13 protein-coding genes are annotated in these 17,528 nt (G+C 68.1%); 8 read left to right on the top strand and 5 right to left on the bottom strand.

Annotated features, from left to right (window positions below; translation table 11 throughout):
* Positions 1-153 precede the first annotated feature (153 nt).
* The 6 genes from P0086_RS12695 (at position 154) to P0086_RS12720 (ending at position 6,513) form a co-directional block, all read left to right on the top strand.
* Complete coding sequence (locus P0086_RS12695) at positions 154-636, top strand: formate dehydrogenase subunit gamma (protein ID WP_275785937.1); 483 nt, start codon at positions 154-156, stop codon at positions 634-636.
* Positions 633-2,189, top strand: a complete 1,557-nt coding sequence (locus tag P0086_RS12700) for an NADH-quinone oxidoreductase subunit NuoF (protein WP_275785940.1) — start codon at positions 633-635, stop codon at positions 2,187-2,189. Before P0086_RS12695 ends, P0086_RS12700 begins: the two co-directional genes overlap by 4 nt.
* Positions 2,186-2,398, top strand: a complete 213-nt coding sequence (locus tag P0086_RS12705) for a DUF4287 domain-containing protein (RefSeq protein ID WP_112595341.1) — start codon at positions 2,186-2,188, stop codon at positions 2,396-2,398. Before P0086_RS12700 ends, P0086_RS12705 begins: the two co-directional genes overlap by 4 nt.
* Before the next feature lie 60 nt (positions 2,399-2,458).
* On the top strand, positions 2,459-5,338 hold the full coding sequence (gene fdhF / locus P0086_RS12710) for a formate dehydrogenase subunit alpha (protein WP_275785945.1): 2,880 nt from the start codon (positions 2,459-2,461) through the stop codon (positions 5,336-5,338).
* A gap of 65 nt (positions 5,339-5,403) precedes the next feature.
* Positions 5,404-6,246, top strand: a complete 843-nt coding sequence (gene fdhD / locus P0086_RS12715; RefSeq protein WP_275785948.1) for a formate dehydrogenase accessory sulfurtransferase FdhD — start codon at positions 5,404-5,406, stop codon at positions 6,244-6,246.
* A gap of 12 nt (positions 6,247-6,258) precedes the next feature.
* Positions 6,259-6,513 carry a formate dehydrogenase subunit delta gene (locus P0086_RS12720; protein ID WP_112608538.1) on the top strand — a complete coding sequence of 85 codons (255 nt, stop codon included), beginning with the start codon at positions 6,259-6,261 and terminating at the stop codon, positions 6,511-6,513.
* Positions 6,514-6,530: 17 nt separating this feature from the next.
* Here the strand turns inward: P0086_RS12720 and P0086_RS12725 are convergent, their stop codons facing one another.
* Complete coding sequence (locus P0086_RS12725) at positions 6,531-7,085, bottom strand: isoprenylcysteine carboxylmethyltransferase family protein (protein WP_112608536.1); 555 nt, start codon at positions 7,083-7,085, stop codon at positions 6,531-6,533.
* Between the two features lie 310 nt (positions 7,086-7,395).
* Between P0086_RS12725 and P0086_RS12730 the strand changes: the two genes are divergently transcribed.
* On the top strand, positions 7,396-8,271 hold the full coding sequence (locus P0086_RS12730) for an alpha/beta hydrolase (protein WP_148651533.1): 876 nt from the start codon (positions 7,396-7,398) through the stop codon (positions 8,269-8,271).
* A gap of 96 nt (positions 8,272-8,367) precedes the next feature.
* On the opposite strand, the gene P0086_RS12735 is transcribed toward P0086_RS12730, so the two are convergent.
* The 3 genes from P0086_RS12735 to rocF form a co-directional block, all read right to left on the bottom strand.
* Positions 8,368-8,844 carry a chemotaxis protein CheW gene (locus tag P0086_RS12735; protein ID WP_112595331.1) on the bottom strand — a complete coding sequence of 159 codons (477 nt, stop codon included), beginning with the start codon at positions 8,842-8,844 and terminating at the stop codon, positions 8,368-8,370.
* Positions 8,845-8,971: 127 nt separating this feature from the next.
* Positions 8,972-10,177, bottom strand: a complete 1,206-nt coding sequence (gene rocD, locus P0086_RS12740; RefSeq protein WP_275785957.1) for an ornithine--oxo-acid transaminase — start codon at positions 10,175-10,177, stop codon at positions 8,972-8,974.
* 16 nt (positions 10,178-10,193) lie between these two features.
* The gene (gene rocF, locus P0086_RS12745) at positions 10,194-11,129 is read right to left on the bottom strand and encodes an arginase (protein WP_148651532.1); all 936 of its coding nucleotides are present in this window, start codon (positions 11,127-11,129) and stop codon (positions 10,194-10,196) included.
* A gap of 145 nt (positions 11,130-11,274) precedes the next feature.
* Here rocF and P0086_RS12750 point away from each other — a divergent pair, with 145 nt between their 5' ends.
* The gene (locus P0086_RS12750; protein ID WP_112595789.1) at positions 11,275-11,715 is read left to right on the top strand and encodes an Lrp/AsnC family transcriptional regulator; all 441 of its coding nucleotides are present in this window, start codon (positions 11,275-11,277) and stop codon (positions 11,713-11,715) included.
* Positions 11,716-11,738: 23 nt separating this feature from the next.
* Here the strand turns inward: P0086_RS12750 and P0086_RS12755 are convergent, their stop codons facing one another.
* Positions 11,739-17,489, bottom strand: a complete 5,751-nt coding sequence (locus P0086_RS12755) for a translocation/assembly module TamB domain-containing protein (protein WP_275785962.1) — start codon at positions 17,487-17,489, stop codon at positions 11,739-11,741.
* Positions 17,490-17,528: the final 39 nt, after the last annotated feature.

The following is a 17,528-nucleotide window of genomic DNA, read 5'->3' on the forward strand; positions in this document are numbered from 1 at the left end:
TCTATCAATTGACGGAACAGCCTTATTGACCCCCCGCGGCTTCCCTGAGAAGCTTGAAATATCAGGCATAAACGCGGGCGGGCGTGATTGCCGGGTACTGAGGATTGCGGCAGGCGTCCGCCTCGGGCGAGGCGCCGGTGCCGTTCGGGAGGAATGTGCATGAACCTGCCTGTTTCCGGCGAGGTCGCGTCGAGAACCCTTTCCATCGTCACGGCGATGAAGGAAGCCGAAGGGCCGCTGCTGCCGATCCTGCACGAGATCCAGGCCGAGTTCGGCTATGTGCCGCAGGACAGCGTGCCGGTGATCGCACGGGAGTTGAACCTGTCGCGGGCCGAAGTGCACGGCGTCGTCACCTTCTATCACGATTTCCGCGACCACCCGACCGGCCGCCATGTGCTGAAGCTCTGTCGCGCGGAGGCCTGTCAGTCTATGGGCGCCGATGCCGTCGCAGCCCGCGTCAAGGCCCTGCTCGGCATCGATTTCCACCAGACGACGCTCGACGGCGCGGTGACGCTGGAGCCGGTCTACTGTCTCGGGCTCTGTTCCTGCGCGCCGAGCGCGATGCTGGACGGCGAGGTCCATGGTCGCCTCGACGCGACGGCTGCGGCGGAACTCGTGCGGGAGGCACGCCGATGACGGTGAAGCTCTACGTTCCGAAGGATGCGGCCGCGCTTGCGCTCGGCGCCGACCGGGTGGCGGCCGCAATCGAGCGGGAGGCCATCGCACGCGGCGTGGCGGTCTCGATCGTCCGCAACGGCTCGCGCGGCATGCACTGGCTCGAGCCCCTGGTCGAGGTGGTCGTGGGTCACGAGCGCATCGCCTATGGTCCGGTCCGGCCGGACGACGTGGCCTCGCTGTTCGACGCCGGCTTCCTCGAGGGCGGCGCGCATCCGCTCTGTCGCGGCGCGACGAAGGACATTCCGTTCCTGAAGCAGCAGACGCGGCTGACCTTTGCCCGCTGCGGCATCGTCGATCCGCTCTCGCTCGACGACTATCGGCGCTTCCGCGGCCTGACGGGGCTGGAGAAGGCGATCGAAATGGCGCCGGGCGACATCGTCAGGGAAGTCACCGACAGCGGCCTGCGCGGCCGCGGCGGCGCGGGCTTTCCGACGGGCATCAAGTGGAAGACGGTGCTGGAGGCGGCCGGCGAGCGGAAATACATCGTCTGCAACGCCGACGAGGGCGATTCGGGCACTTTCGCCGACCGGATGATCATGGAGGGCGATCCCTTCGTGCTGATCGAGGGGATGGCGATTGCGGGGCTCGCGACCGGGGCCACGATGGGCTTCATCTACACCCGTTCCGAATATCCGCATGCGATCGCCGCCATGAGCGCGGCCATCGAGGTCGCGCGGCGCGAGGGCGTGCTCGGACCGTCGGTGCTGGGTTCCGGACGGGCGTTCGACATGGAGGTGCGCGTCGGTGCCGGCGCCTATGTCTGCGGCGAAGAGACGGCGCTGCTCAACAGCCTCGAGGGCAAGCGCGGCGTCGTCCGCGCCAAGCCGCCGCTGCCGGCGCACAAGGGGCTGTTCGACTGTCCGACCGTCATCAACAACGTCATCTCGCTCGCTTCCGTGCCGGTCATCCTCGACCGCGGCGCGGCGTTCTACCGGGACTTCGGCATGGGCCGCTCGCGCGGCACGATCCCGATCCAGATCGCCGGCAACGTCAAGCATGGCGGGCTCTACGAGACCGCGTTCGGCCTGTCGCTCGGCGAGATCGTCGACCATATCGGCGGCGGCACGGCATCGGGCCGGCCGGTGAAGGCGGTGCAGGTCGGCGGGCCGCTCGGGGCCTATTTCCCGCGCGCCCTGTTCGACACGCCGTTCGACTATGAGGCCTTCGCGGCCAAGGACGGGCTGATCGGCCATGCCGGCATCGTCGTCTTCGACGATACGGTGGACATGCTGCACCAGGCGCGCTTCGCCATGGAGTTCTGCGCGATCGAGAGCTGCGGCAAGTGCACGCCCTGCCGCATCGGCTCCACGCGCGGCGTCGAGGTGGCGGACAACATCGCCCATGGCGTCGAACCCGAGAAGAACCGCGAACTTCTGGCCGACCTCTGCAACACGATGAAGTTCGGTTCGCTCTGCGCGCTCGGCGGCTTCACGCCCTATCCGGTGATGAGCGCGATGACGCATTTCCCGGAGGATTTTACGCCGGCGCCGAGAGTGGAGGCTGCGGAATGAGCGAGACGGAGAAAGTGAAGGGCCCGGCGTCCTACTTCCCTTCGATCGAGAAGAAGTATGGCCAGCCGATCGAGCATTGGAAGGCGATCATCCGCGCGCAGGACGGCAAGGCGCACATGCAGATCGTGGCGTTCCTGAAGGAGACGCACGGTCTCGGTCACGGCCATGCCAATGCGCTCGTCGCGGCCACGCTGGCCGAGAAGTCTTAGAACTTGAACCCAGTCGTCCGGGCTCACCCGTGGCGCATCTGACTTGATCCGGAGGTTTTCATGCCCCTCGTTCCCGAAATCGACTACGGCACGCCGGCCTCCAGGTCGGACAAGCTGGTGACGCTGACGATCGACGGGCGCGAAGTCACCGTGCCGGAAGGCACCTCGATCATGCGCGCCTCGATGGAAGCGGGCATCGAGATCCCGAAGCTCTGCGCCACCGACATGGTCGACGCCTTCGGCTCCTGCCGGCTCTGTCTCGTCGAGATCGAGGGGCGCGCCGGGATGCCGGCCTCGTGCACGACGCCGGTCGCACCCGGGCTCGTCGTTTCCACCCAGACGTCGCGGCTGAAGGACGTGCGCCGCGGGGTGATGGAGCTCTACATCTCCGACCACCCGCTCGACTGCCTCACCTGTGCGGCCAACGGCGACTGCGAGCTGCAGGACATGGCGGGTGCCGTCGGCCTGCGCGACGTGCGCTACGGCTATGACGGCGAGAACCATGTGCGCGCCCGCAACGACGGCGCGATCAACATCAAGTGGCAGCCGAAGGACGAATCCAACCCCTATTTCACCTTCGACGCCTCCAAGTGCATCGTCTGTTCGCGCTGCGTGCGCGCCTGCGAGGAGGTGCAGGGCACGTTTGCGCTGACCATCGAGGGCCGCGGCTTCGACAGCCGCGTCTCGGCCGGCCAGCACGAGGCCTTCGTCGCCTCCGAATGCGTCTCCTGCGGCGCCTGCGTGCAGGCCTGCCCGACGGCGACGCTGACGGAAAAGTCGGTGATCGAAATCGGCCAACCGGAGCATTCGGTCGTCACCACCTGCGCCTATTGCGGCGTCGGCTGCTCGTTCAAGGCGGAGATGCGCGGCGAGGAACTGGTGCGCATGGTGCCGTGGAAGGACGGGCAGGCCAACCGCGGCCATTCCTGCGTGAAGGGCCGCTTCGCCTACGGCTACTCGACCCATCGCGACCGCATCCTCAACCCGATGATCCGCGAGAAGATTTCCGATCCCTGGCGGGAGGTCACCTGGGAGGAGGCATACGCGCATGTGGCAAGCGAGTTCCGCCGCATCCAGTACCAGTACGGCCGCGATTCGATCGGCGGCATCACCTCGTCGCGCTGCACCAACGAGGAGACTTACCTGGTGCAGAAGCTGGTGCGCGCCGGCTTCGGCAACAACAATGTCGACACCTGCGCCCGCGTCTGCCATTCGCCGACGGGCTACGGCCTCGGCCAGACCTTCGGCACGTCGGCGGGAACGCAGAACTTCGATTCGGTCGAGCAGACCGACGTCGTCATCGTCATCGGCGCCAATCCGACGGACGGCCATCCGGTATTCGCCTCGCGGCTGAAGAAGCGGCTGCGGCAGGGCGCGAAGCTGATCGTCATCGATCCGCGCCGGATCGATCTCGTGAAGGGGCCGCATGTCCAGGCGAGCTACCACCTGCCGCTCCGGCCGGGCACGAACGTCGCCGTCGTCACCGCGCTGGCGCACGTGATCGTGACCGAAGGGCTCTACGACGAGAAGTTCATCCGCGAGCGCTGCGACTGGTCGGAATTCGAAGACTGGGCCGGCTTTGTATCCGAGGAGCGGCATAGCCCCGAGGCGGTCGAAACGCTTACCGGCGTTCCGGCCGAGCTCGTCCGCGGCGCGGCGCGGCTGTTCGCCAAGGGCGGCAACGGCTCGATCTACTACGGTCTCGGCGTGACCGAGCACAGCCAGGGCTCGACGACGGTGATGGCGATCGCCAACCTCGCGATGGCGACCGGCAATATCGGCCGTCCGGGCGTCGGCGTGAACCCGCTGCGCGGGCAGAACAACGTCCAGGGCTCCTGCGACATGGGCTCGTTCCCGCACGAGCTTCCCGGCTACCGCCACATCTCCGACGACGCGACGCGCGAGACCTTCGAGAAGCTCTGGGACGTGAAGCTGAACAACGAGCCGGGCCTGCGCATTCCCAACATGCTGGACGCGGCCGTCGAGGGCTCGTTCAAGGGCATCTACATCCAGGGCGAGGACATCCTGCAGTCCGATCCGGACACGAAGCACGTCTCCGCGGGTCTCGCGGCGATGGAGTGCGTCGTCGTGCAGGACCTGTTCCTGAACGAGACGGCGAACTACGCCCATGTCTTCCTGCCGGGCTCCACCTTCCTGGAGAAGGACGGCACCTTCACCAATGCCGAGCGCCGCATCAACCGCGTGCGGCGGGTGATGACGCCGCGCAACGGCTTTGCCGACTGGGAGGTGACGCAGAAGCTGGCGCAGGCGATGGGGCTCGCCTGGAACTACAGCCATCCGTCCGAGATCATGGACGAGATCGCCGCGACCACGCCGAGCTTCGCGCTCGTCTCCTACGACTATCTGGAGAAGATGGGCTCGGTGCAGTGGCCCTGCAACGAGAAGCATCCGGAAGGCTCGCCGATCATGCATGTCGACGGCTTCGTGCGCGGCAAGGGCAAGTTCATCCGCACCGAATACGTGGCGACCGACGAGAAGACCGGCCCGCGCTTCCCGCTGCTGCTGACGACCGGCCGCATCCTCAGCCAGTACAATGTCGGCGCGCAGACGCGGCGGACCGACAACGTCGTCTGGCACGACGAGGACCGGCTGGAGATCCATCCGCACGACGCCGAGGACCGCGGCATCCGCGACGGCGACTGGGTGCGGCTCGCCAGCCGCTCCGGCGAGACGACGCTGCATGCGCTGATCACCGATCGGGTGTCGCCGGGCGTGGTCTATACCACCTTCCACCACCCGGACACGCAGGCGAACGTGATCACCACGGACTTTTCCGACTGGGCGACCAACTGCCCGGAATACAAGGTCACCGCCGTTCAGGTCTCGCCCTCCAACGGACCGTCCGACTGGCAGGTCGAGTATGACGAGCAGGCGCGCCGCTCGCGTCGCATTGCCGGCAAGCTGGAGGCGGCGGAGTAGGAGTTGGCGATGACAGCCCGTGCGGTGATGTTCCTGCTGGATCCCTTGCCGGATCCCGTCGAGCCATGAGCAGCTTCGACACAACGCGAAAGGTGCCGGAACTGGCGCGCCGCGCCGGCCGGCTTGCGGCGGGCGAGCGGATCGTGCCGGAGGAGGTGCCGGTCGCCTTCACCTATCACGGTTCGACCCATGCGGTGATGATGGCGACGCCCGCCGACCTTCAGGATTTCGCCGTCGGCTTCAGCCTGACCGAGGGGATCGTCGGCGATGCCGCCGAGATCGAGCAGGTCGAGATCGTCGAAGAGGACAAGGGCATCGACCTGCAGATCCGTCTCGCCGAGGCGCAGAGCGAGGCGTTGACGACGCGCCGCCGCCATATGGCGGGGCCGGTCGGATGCGGGCTCTGCGGCATCGAATCGATCGAGCAGGCCGTGCGGATCACGCCGTCGGTGCGGGTATCGGCCCTGCGCCTGACCGAGGACCAGGTGGCCGAGGCGGCGCGGCTGCTGGGCGGCCTGCAGACGCTGCACATCGAGACGCGCGCCGTGCACGGCGCGGGCTTCTTCGTGCCCGGTACGGGGATGATCGCGGCGCGCGAGGACGTGGGGCGGCACAATGCGCTGGACAAGCTCGCCGGAGCCGCCGCGAGAGCCGGCTATCGCGGGGAGGAGGGCGCCGTCGTCGTCACGAGCCGGGTATCGGTCGAGATGGTGCAGAAGACGGCCGTGATCGGCAGCCCGTTCATCATCGCCATTTCCGCGCCGACCGCGCTTGCGATCCGCACCGCCGAGGAGGCCGGGATGACGCTGATCGCACTCGTGCGGGGCGACGAATTCGAGATTTTCACAGGGTCAGAGCGAGTCGTGCCGGCTTCGGACGATGCCGTGCGCCGCGCCGGAAACGGGTAGGGAAACACGCCGATGTCGAACGATGCCAAGTTGGTCCGGATGGCCAACCAGATCGCCACCTTCTTCCATTCGCAGCCGGGGGAGGACGGGCCGATGGGGGTTGCCACCCACATCAACAAGTTCTGGGAGCCGCGCATGCGCCGGCAGTTCTTCGACATCGTCGACAATCACGGCGGCGCGGGACTGGACCCGCTGGTGCTGGAGGCTGCCGCGCTGGTCAGGCGTCCGCCGGCGGAAGGGTCCGCTCGGCAGTCGCCGGACGCGTAGGACCAGGCTGCGTCCGCTCAGGCGGCCAGCAGTTTCGGAATGAGAAAGCCGGTGCGGCGGCGGTAGGCGTCATACTCCGCCGCCAGCGGCGTGGAGGCGAACTTCTTCTCCTCCCCCTTTGCCGCGATCACGTAGATCACCACGAAGGCGATCACCGGCAGCACCGACCAGATGGTCCAGGTGGCGATGCCCCAGCCGGCCCAGAAGATGATGTAGGACGTGTAGAACGGGTGGCGCACATAGCGATAGGGGCCCGTGGTCACGAGGCTGTCGGGATTGTCGGGGTCGAAGGCGAAGCGAAGCCGCGCCTTGCGTGAGGCCGCGATCGCCCACCAGAACATGACGGCCGCCGCGATTTCCAGGCCGAGGCCGACGATCTGCGCCGAGAGCGGCTGGGTGACGCTCCAGACCAGGTAGAGGAAATAAAGCGTCGTCAGGGTCACGACGGCGGAAATGACCTTGAAGCCGGAGGGTACCTGCGGCGAGGAGAAGTGTGCCCGTAGTGACCAGCTGTAGAAACCGACGACAGCGACGCTCATACAGGTGACGGCAATATCCAGTGCTGTTTCCATTCCCCTGCCGGCTCCGCACCGGCTCCCCCTCAATGTAGGTCGTCCGAGACTGCCACGCGGTATCGGAACGGACGCAAGACCAACTCATCCCGAGCACGCCTGCCGGCTCCCCTGACACGGTGCTCTGGTACGGAGCCAAACCATACCGAGAGCTGCGAAATGTCGCAATGCGACTTTGAACGTTTCCGCACCTTGTGATTGCGAACCGCGCCCTCTGCGGCTCTTCAGATTTCGTAAACCATCTGGGCGTATCCTGCCGGCGGCGATTGCTGCGAACATGCGGATCAATCCCCTGCGGAAGTGGAAGACGATGTTCGACAGTCAGACGATCGTGACGCGTCACGGCGCCGTACGCTACAGCGATACGGGCGGCTCGGGCTTCCCCGTCCTGTTGATCCATGGCTCCAGCTTTTCGCGGCGCGTCTTCGCGCGCCAGTTCGACAGCGGGCTGGCGAAGCGCTGGCGCCTGATCGCTCTCGACCTGCCGGGGCACGGCGAGTCGGACGATGCGCCGGTGCCGAACGTCAGCTACACTGCGCCGGGTTTTGCCGATTGCCTGGAAGAGTTCGCCGAGCGGCTCGACCTGAAGCGGCTTGCCGTTTTCGGCTGGTCGCTCGGGGGGCACGCGGCGATCGAGTGGATGAGCCGCAGCACGCGCATCCGCGGCCTCATGCTGACGGGCGCGCCGCCGATCTCCCGCGGCATCATCGGCATGCTGCGCGCGTTCCACCCGTCGTTCGACCTGCTGCTGACGACGAAGCACACCTTCAGCGCCCGCGATGCGGCGCGCTTCTCCTCGCTCTGCTTCGGCGCGCAGGAGCCCGCACCCTTCCAGGACCTCGTGCTGCGCACGGATGGTCAGGTGCGGACGCATTTCGCCCAGAGTCTGGCGCGCGGCGACGGCGCCGACCAGCGGCGAACGGTCGAGACGGCGACGGTCCCCATCGCGCTCGTGAACGGGGCGGACGACCCGTTCGTGCGTCTCGGCTATCTCGCGGGCATCCACGTTGCGGCGCAGTACGGCGACGAGCCGACCGTCGTCATCGGTGCCGGCCATGCGCCGTTCTGGGAGAGGCCCGAGATCTTCAACCCGGTGCTCGACGGCTTCGTCGAGACGGTGGCGGCCGAGAGCGCCTCGGCCTGGCAGGCGCATGTGCGCCGCGTCACTGCGCGCGCCCGGGCCTGAGAGGCTCGCATCTCCAACCGGTGCAACGTCATTCAAACGAAAACGGCCGGTCTGTCGACCGGCCGAATGAACAGACGCTGCAGCTGGGCGCGGCGATCAGGCCGCTATGTCCTCGATCTCGCGTTCCTTGAACATGCGCGACAGGTTGAGGAAGCAGATCATGCCGTTCTCGTGGGCGATGATGCCTTCCGCATAGACCTTGTCGAAGGAGGTCGTGACTTCCGGCACCGGCTGGATCTGGTCGCCGCGGATCGTCAGGATGTCGGAGACGCGGTCGACGACCAGGCCGACGACCATGCTGTGGACCTCGGCGACGACGATCGCGCTGCGCTCGTTGGCTTCCGTGCTGCGCATGCCGAGCTTGTGGGCGAGGTCGATGATCGGGATCACGGTGCCGCGCAGGTTCATCACGCCTATCACTTCGGGCGGCGAATGCGGGATCGGCGTCGACGGCGCCCAGCCGCGGATCTCGCGGATCGTCGTCGTCTTCACGCAGAATTCCTGATCGTGCAGCCGGAAGGCAATGATCTCCAGTGTTTCGCCGTCAAAGCCGGCCGTCTTGAAAGTCGTCATCGGTTGTCGCCCCAGTTCCTTGGCAGTCCAAATTCCTGCAGGCGAGGATAGCCGGGACGAGGTTAAGGATTGCTCAACCCGCCGCGGCGACCGACGACAAGGATCGGCCGGAGGGCCGGCGGCGCGGCTAGTCGCGCAGCACCGCCTCGAAATGCTCGAGCGCCCAGTCGACCTGGTCGGCGGTGATCACCAGCGGCGGGGCGATGCGGATCGTGTGGCCGTGGGTGTCCTTGGCCAGGATGCCGCGCTCCTTCAGCGCCTCGCAATACTTGCGCGCGCCGCCGGCTGCCGGATCCAGCTCCACCGCCAGCATCAGGCCGCGGCCGCGCACCTCCTTGACGATGTTGGAGCGGATCTCGCCGAGCCCCTTCTGGAACCGCTCGCCCATGCGCGCGGAGTTGGCGATCATGTCCTCTTCGGTCAGCACGCGCAGCGCGGCGCGGGCGATCGCGCAGGCGAGCGGATTGCCGCCGAAGGTCGAACCGTGCTGGCCCGGCTTCAGGACGCCGAGGACCTCGCTGTTGGAGAGGACGGCGGAAACCGGGTAGAAGCCGCCCGACAGCGCCTTGCCGACGAGCGTGACGTCCGCCTCGATGCCCTCGTGCTCTTCCGCCAGCAGCCTGCCGGTGCGGCCGAGACCGGTCTGGATCTCGTCGAGGATCAGCGTGATGCCGTGGCTCGTGCACAGCTCGCGGACGCTCGCAAAATAGCCGGCCGGCGGAATGAGGACGCCGGCCTCGCCCTGGATCGGCTCGACGAGGAAGGCCACCGTGTTCTTGTTGATCGCCGCACGGAAGGCGTCGATGTCGCCGAAGGGAACGTGCCTGAAGCCCGGCGCGAACGGCCCGAAACCCTCGCGGGCGTCGGGATCGGTCGAGAAGCCGACGATGCCCATGGTGCGGCCGTGGAAGTTGTCGTTGCAGACGATGATCTCGGCCTTGTCGCGCTCGACGCCCTTGACCTCGTAGCCCCATTTGCGCACGGCCTTGATCGCCGTCTCCACCGCCTCGGCGCCGGAGTTCATCGGCAGCACCTTGTGCGAGCCGGTCAGGGCGGCGATCTCTTCGTAGAAATGCGCCAGCTGGTCGTTGCGGAAGGCGCGCGAGGTGAGCGTCAGCTTCTGCGCCTGCTCCACCATGGCCGCAAGGATCTTCGGATGGCAATGGCCCTGGTTGACGGCGGAGTAGGCCGAGAGGCAATCGAGGTAGCGGTTGCCGTCCACGTCCCAGACATGCACGCCTTCGCCGCGGGAGAGCACGACGTCGAGCGGCTTGTAGTTGTGGGCGCCGAGGCGGTGTTCCATCTCGATCAGGCGTTCGGTGGTCGAAGTCATGGTCTTCTCCGGATGATCAGGCGCTGCGGGTCGGGCGGTCGAGAATGCGGCGGCCGAACAGGCTCGCGGTCAGTTCGACCAGGATGCGGGCGCTCTTGCCGCGATCGTCGAGGAACGGATTGAGCTCGACGAGGTCGAGCGAGGCGACGAGGCCGCTGTCGCAGAGCATCTCCATGATCAGGTGCGCCTCGCGGAACGTACCGCCGCCGGGAACCGTGGTGCCGACGCCCGGGGCGATTTCGGGGTCGAGGAAGTCCACGTCGAAACTCACATGCAGCAGGCCGTCGGCGTGACGCACCGTATCGATGATCTCGTGCATGATGCGCGCCATGCCGGTCTCGTCGACGGCGCGCATGTCGTAGACGTTGACGCCGTGCTCGGCGATCTCCACGCGCTCGCGCTCGTCGACCGAGCGGATGCCGACCTGGAAGACGTTCTTCGGATCGACCAGCGGCCGGTCGGCGGGCAGGATCGGCGCGAATTCGGCCTCGCCGCAGAAGAAGGCGACCGGCATGCCGTGCATGTTGCCGGAGGGCGAGGTCTCGGGCGAGTTGAAGTCGGCGTGCGCGTCCAGCCACAGGACGAACAGCGGCTTGCCGATCTCGGCGGCATACCGGGCCATGCCGGAGACGCTGCCCATCGACAGCGCATGATCGCCGCCGAGGATGAGCGGCACCCGGCCGGCGCGGGCCGCCTCGTGGACCGAGGCCTCGAGCGCGCGGGCGAAGGCGCCGACCGTCTGGAGATTGTTGGCGCGCGGATGGTTGGCGAGGTCGCGCGCCGGCAGCGGCCGCAGGTCACCCTCGTCGATCACCGTGTAGCCGAGTTCGGACAGCGTCGTGTCGATGCCCGCGATCCGCAGGGCCGCCGGCCCCATGGCGGCGCCGCGGCGCCCCGAGCCTTCCTCGATCGGTGCGCCGATCAGCGCGATGGGTTTCTTTGCAATGGCCATCAGTCTTCCCCGCAGAGCGTGTTTGCTTGCATTCCGGTCGCGCCGGATTTTGCGCGATTATTGTCTCTCAGCGTGTTGGCAAAAAGATGAAAAACTGACAGATAGATAGCTTAAATCAGCATTATGATAAGGCGGAATGCGCAAGATGATAACGCTCGACGATCTCGACCACAGCCTCATCAGCGCGCTTCGCCACAACGCCCGCACGCCGGTGTCCTCGCTCGCGGCCCTGACGGGCGCTTCGCGCGCGACGGTGTCGGCCCGCATCGACCGGCTGGTGAAATCCGGGACGATCGCGGCCTTCACCATCCGCACCGGCACCGAACTCAGCGGCAGCGGCGTGCGCGCCATCGTCCTGATCGAGGTGCTGGGGAAGATGGCCGACCGGGTGGCGGCGCAGTTGCGCGGGCTGCCGCAGGTCCGCGCCCTCCATTCCACCAATGGCCGATGGGATCTCATCGCCGAGCTGGAGGACCGGGATCTCGGCACCTTCGACGAGACCCTGCACAAGATCCGCCTGATCGACGGGATCAATTCGACGGAGACGAACATTCTCCTGAAAACGACGAAGAGCGCGCTGAGCTAGAGCCCGCAGCCGCGCCGGGCGGCTCAGTATTCCTTCTCGTAGAAGATGCCGGCAGCACCGGCGCCGTTGCTGCCGGCCTCGCCGCGCAGCCGCACGCCGCGGCCGATGTCGAGATTGATCGCCGCCTTGCCGCCGCCGCTCTCCGGATCCTGCTTCAGTTCCAGATAGGTCCGCTCGTTGAGGTACTTGCCGGCCGATACCTGGGCGCGCCCCTGCGCATCGGTGGTGATGTCGAGGTCGTCGATGCCGAGCTTGCTGCGCAGGCTGTTGAGCAGCGATCCGCCGCCGCCGCCGGCAAGATCGGCCGCCGCTGCCGCCAGCTGGGCGATCTGGAAGGCCGACAGGTTGTTCATGGAGCGGCCGAAGATCAGGCGCGCCAGGATCTCGTCCTGCGGCAGGGCCGGCGAGGAGGTGAAGGTCACCGCCGGATTGTTGGCGGGGCCGACGATGTTGATGTTGATCGTCGTCGCATTCGCGCTCGAGGTGGCGACGAAATTGATGGTCGGGATGAGCCCGCCGGTGAAGCCGATATGGCCGCTGGTGAAGTCGAGCCGCTTGGCGAGGATCTCGATGCGGCCGCGGCGGAGGTCGAAGCCGCCGGAGACCGCCGGCGCGAGCGAGGTGCCGCGCAGCGTCAGGCTGCCGCCGAGTTCGGCGTTGATGCCGCGGCCGCGCACGAAGATGCGGTTCGGCGCATGGATCGCAAGGTCGAGCCCGATGCCGCGCGCATCGGCCCCGTCGCCGCCGGCGCCCTGGTCGGCGCGCAGCGCCGCAGCCATCGCCTTGACGTCCGGCGGGGCGTTGCGGTGTTCGATGTCGATTTCGGCCAGCGAGGCCGGCAGCTTCTGCGGGATGGTGATGTTGGCGCTGTTGATGTCGATCCGGCCGCCGATGACCGGTCCCGCCAGGAGCGGCCCCCTGATCGTGACGTTGCCGTCGATGTTGGCCGTGACCAGCCGGCCGTCGACATAGGTGACGTCTTCGAGGCGGATGGCGATATCGGCGGGGAAGTTCGATCCCGGCACGGTCCCGATCGACCCCGTCGCGGTGATGCGGCCGCCCGTCGCCACGTTGCCGCTGAATTGCTGGATGACCGCCTGGCGCCCGTCGAGGGCGATGCGTGCGGTCAGGTTCTCGACGGAGACGTTGCGGCGGACGTCGACGAGGCGGCCGCCGGAGGTGGCGATGGTGCCGGTGATGGCGGGGCTTCTCGCCGCACCTCTCACCTTCAGGTCGATAGTGGCGTTGCCGGTCAGCGTGAAGCCCTGCTGGGCGAGCTGGCTCTGCACGAGGGCGAAGGGAACGGTGCCGTTGAAGCTCAGGTCGAGCTGCATGTTGCCGGTGACGCCGGCGGTGCCGCCGCCGCGGAAGGCCAGCCCGCTCGGGCCGGAAAGGCGCGTCTGCACCTGCACCACGTTGTTGGCGAACTGGCCGTCGGCCGCGATCGTCAGCGCGCCGACGCCGGCTGCGCGGGTGTGGCTGGTGGCCGCATTGTTCCAGGTCAGGTTGTAGGCGACCTGCGGCGCTGCCGCCGTGCCGCGGACGTTCACCGTGCCGCCGATCGCCCCCTCCGCGCCGAGGCCGGCGGAGAAGACGTTGGCGAGGCTCGCCGGCACCGCGTTCACGCGGATCGCGAGACCGAGGTTGTCGCCGGCGGTGCCGCTGACGGCGATGTTGCCGCTGCCGGTCTGGATGGTGAAGTCGTTCATGGCGACGGTGCCGCCCTGCAGCGTCAGCCGTGCGGGACGGGCAAGGCGGATCGCCACGCCGCGCGGCGTGCCCTGGAAGGTGTCGAGCGCGATCGCCATGCCGGCCTGCTGCTGCTCCACCGAGCCCTTCACCGTCAGCGGCGCTCCGTCGAAGCGGCCGGCGAGATCGAACAGGGTGCGCGGACCCTGCTGGTCGAAGTTGAGCGCCAGCGCATCGAGCCGGTTGGTGCCGGAGGCGAAGGCCTCGGCCCGGACGCTGCCGGTGATCGCAAGCGAGCGCAGGTCGGCCGTCTTCAGGTCGATGTTCGGCCGGACGATCCGCAGCTGATCGCGGGTGATGCCGGAGCCAGTGGCCTGAAGGCGGATCGCGGTCTTGCCGTTTTCGGTGTTGATGCTGGCCGAGCCCTTGAGGTCGCCCTTCGCCTGCTGCCCGGCCATCGCCGCAAGCAGGCCGATATCGGGAAGGTCGAATTCGACGTTGCCGTCGGGCAGGAAACCGTCGTCGAGCGTCAATGCGCCGGTCAGGACGTTCTCGCCGATGCGGGCGTCGATCGCGGGGATCGAAATGCGGCCATCCTGCGAGGCGACGCTGGTCTTGACGTTGATCGCCTGCCCGCCGATCGCCCCCGTCGCCGTCAGATTGCCGGAGGGCGAAGTGCGGTCGGCCGTGCCGTCGACGGTGACGACGAGGTCGCTCAATGTGCGGCCGGCGAGTTCGGCGCCGCTGGACTGCAGCTCGGCCTTGATGCCGAGCGCTGCGAGGGGGCCGGTGGCGGATGCGGTGAACGTCGCCCGGCCGCGGGCGTCGGCCAAAAGCTTGCCGAGCTCCGGCAGCGTGCCGGACAGGCTGGCCTCGAGGTTGTCGCCGGAGAGCCGGGCCGTTCCTTGCGCGTTGATCGTCGTCGATGCGACGTCGAAGGCCTGGACGGTGATGCCGCCGTCGGCGCCGCGGACGACATCGGCGCTCAGGCGGACCGGCGCGTCGAAGCGGCCGGCCGCGGCGGCCGGAAGCGTGGCCGGCGCCACCGTGGCCTCGACCTTGACGGCGGCGGAGGCATCCGCCGTGACGAAATGGCCGTCGGCGCGCGCATCGAGGCCGGTGCCTGCGAGCGTGACGTCGCTGACGCTGATGCGCTCCGGCGTCACGGCAAGGTCGGCGGCCACGTTCACGGGCGCCTGCAGCAGGCGGTTGACGTCGGCGTTGCGCAGGTCGATGGCGGCAGCCGAAATTGCCGCCTTCAGGTTGCCGCGCCGTCCGATGATGTCGAACGCCTCGCTGCCGACCTTGATGTCGGCGTTCGACACCGAGCCCTGCGGCGTCTCGGCCGAGGCGACGGTTGCTGCGAGCGACAGGGCCGCAGCGCTCAGTTCCCCCGAGAGCGTCAGCTGCGCCGCCTGGATGCGGGCGGTGGCGGTGCCGCCATCCTGCAGCGGAATGCGGTACTCGGCCGGGCCGTTCTTCGTGGCGAGGTTCAGGGCGAGGCTGCTCTTGCCGGCAGGATTGGCCGAGCCGGAAATCGTGATCACACCCTCGCCGGCGCCGATGGCGAGGTTGTCGAAGGTGATGTTGCCGTCGAGGATGGAGATCGAGGTCGCTTCCTCGAGCCGCAGCGGAAAGCCTGCGACCACCGCATCCAGCGCCCTGAGCGCGACCACGGTCGTCGCGTCGTGCCGGGCGACGTCGCCTTCGATGACCAGCGGCGCATTCTCGTAGCGGCCGGAGACGTCGAAGCCGGTGAGGCTGCCGGAATGGTTGAAATTGACGACCGGGGTCTCGAGATCGTTCTCGCCGACGCGGGCGACGTTGGCGCGCAGCCTGCCGGTCACCGCGATGGCCGAAAGGTCCTCGATCGTCGCCTCGAGCACGGGGCCGAGGATCGCCGCGGTGTCGCGGCGGATCTCGCTGCCCTCGGCGGCCACGACCAGCGAGCCCTTGCCGCCTGTGTTGGTAAAGGTCAGCGTGCCGGCGAGGTCGCCGGTGGCATTCTCGCCGGCAAGCGTTGCGAGCGTGGCAAGCTCGGGGAACGCGAAGCGGAGCGTGCCGTCCGGCATGAAGTTCTCGCCGAGCGTGAGCGCGCCCTGCAGCCGGTTGTTGCCGACCGTCGCCTCGATCGTCGGCACCGATATGGTGCCGGCCGCGGAGGTGACGCTGGAGCGCAGCGCGATCGGCTGGCCGTTCATCGTGGCGGCGAGCGTGACCTCGCCGGCAGGCGCCGTGGCGGAGGCGCGGCCGGTGAGGTCGATCGCGACATCGTCGAGCGTGCGGCCCGACAGAGCGAGCTGCGGCGAGGTCACCTTCGCCTGGATATTGGCCGCATCGAGCGGGCCGCTGGCGGTCGCCTCGAAGGCGATCGCGCCGCTGCCGCCGGCGAGGAAGGCGCCGGCATCCGTGAGGCGGCCTTCGAGGCTGGCCTGCAGTTCGCCGGCGGACAGATCGACACTGCCCGATGCCTCGGCGATGTTCGAGCGCAGCTGGAGCTGCGACAGCGAGACGGCGCCGCCGGGACCGACCGAGGCCTGGCCGTCGAGCGCGATCGTGCCTTCGACCTTGGCGGCCATCGCCTCGGGCAGCACCGCGGGGAGCGCGAACAGGCGGAATGCGGCCGTCCCGGTGCCGGCCGCCAGCTGATAGCTGCCGGTGATCTCGCCGCCGATGCTGGTGCTTTCGATGGTGGCGGGCTCGAAGGTCAATTGATCGGGCGCGATCGCGAGCGCCGCCGTCACCTTCATCGGCGTGCCGACGAGACGGTCGATGCTGGGATCGGTCATCTCCGAGCGTTCGGCCGTCAGCGTGACGCTCGCGTGCCCGGTGCGCGTCTGGACGTTGAAATCGGCGCTGCTCGCCGTCAGGAGAACGTTTTCGATCCGCCCCTGCGGCAGGCCGATCCCGGCGGCGTTGACGTTGATGTTGAGCCGGGTCCCTTCGGCCGGGCCGGACGCGACGAGTTGCAGGCCGTGCAGGTCGAGGGCGAGTTCGCCCGATGCCAGCGGCCACCGGACCGGGATCGGGGTGCTGCCGCCGGTCGCTTCGAGCAGGATCGACAGGTCGTTCTCGCCGGTCGTCTGCAAGGCGCCGGAGGCGGTCATCGTCATCGCGCCGGTCGCGACCTGCCCGCGCTCGATCCTGAGCAGGCTGGAGCCGTCGGTCGCCGCGGCCACGTCGATCGCCGTGGTGCCGGCAAAGAGCGGCCGCAGATGCGGCGGCAGCAGGTTTTCGAACGTGCCGCCGCCCTTCAGGGCGATCGTGTGCAGGCCGGCGGTCGACAGATCGTGGCGGGCATCCAGTTCGAGAACCCGATGGCCGTCGAGGGCTGCGGTCAGCCGGCCGGCCCAGGCCGACAGCGGCCCTTCGCCGGTGAGGTTCAGCGCCACGGCCGGCTCGCCGGGGATGGCGAGCGCGCGGGCCAGCATGCCGCCCGCCGGCTCGGCAATGTCGGCCTTCAGCCGCAGCTCGTTGGCATTCGGGTTGAAGACGAGATCGGCCACCGCGGAGGCGCCGACGCGGTCCTTCTCGGTCAGCGCCAGGTTCAGCGCCACGCCCTGCCGGTCGAAGCCGCCGCTGCCGGAAAGGCGCAGCCGCTGTTCCTGCCCGGCGACGGCCTCTGCCAGGAGGATGTCCGGGATGTCGAGCTTTTCCACCCAGACCGTCACCGGCAACGAGAAGGAGCCGCCGGGAGCGGGCTCCTCCCGCGTGGCCGGAACCGGGCGGCGCTGGACGGTGACCGCTTCGGCCGCGACGCGTTCGGCGTTGAACTGCAGGGCGAAGAGATCGAGTGGCGACCAGTCGACGGCGAGGTTGCGGATTTCCGCATAGACGCCCTCGCGGTCGCTGAGCGTGACTTTGCCGGCGCGCAGGCTGCCGGTGAGCAGGCCGGAGGGCTCGGAGATCGAGACGCGCGTGTCCGATTGCGCGGTCGCGTCCTCGATGAAGGCGGCGACGAGCCGGGCGCCGGGATCGGTGAAGCCGACGAAGCCGATCGCTGCGAGAAGGACGACGAGGAGCAGGGCGACGACGTAGCCCAGATAGCGAAGCCCCTGCAGCAGGATGTTGACGAACCGGCTCATGATGTCAGTCCTAGAGCAAAACGAAAGCGAGGGGAATCC

It is taken from the genome of Mycoplana sp. MJR14, assembly GCF_029210525.1.
Lineage (GTDB): Bacteria > Pseudomonadota > Alphaproteobacteria > Rhizobiales > Rhizobiaceae > Mycoplana.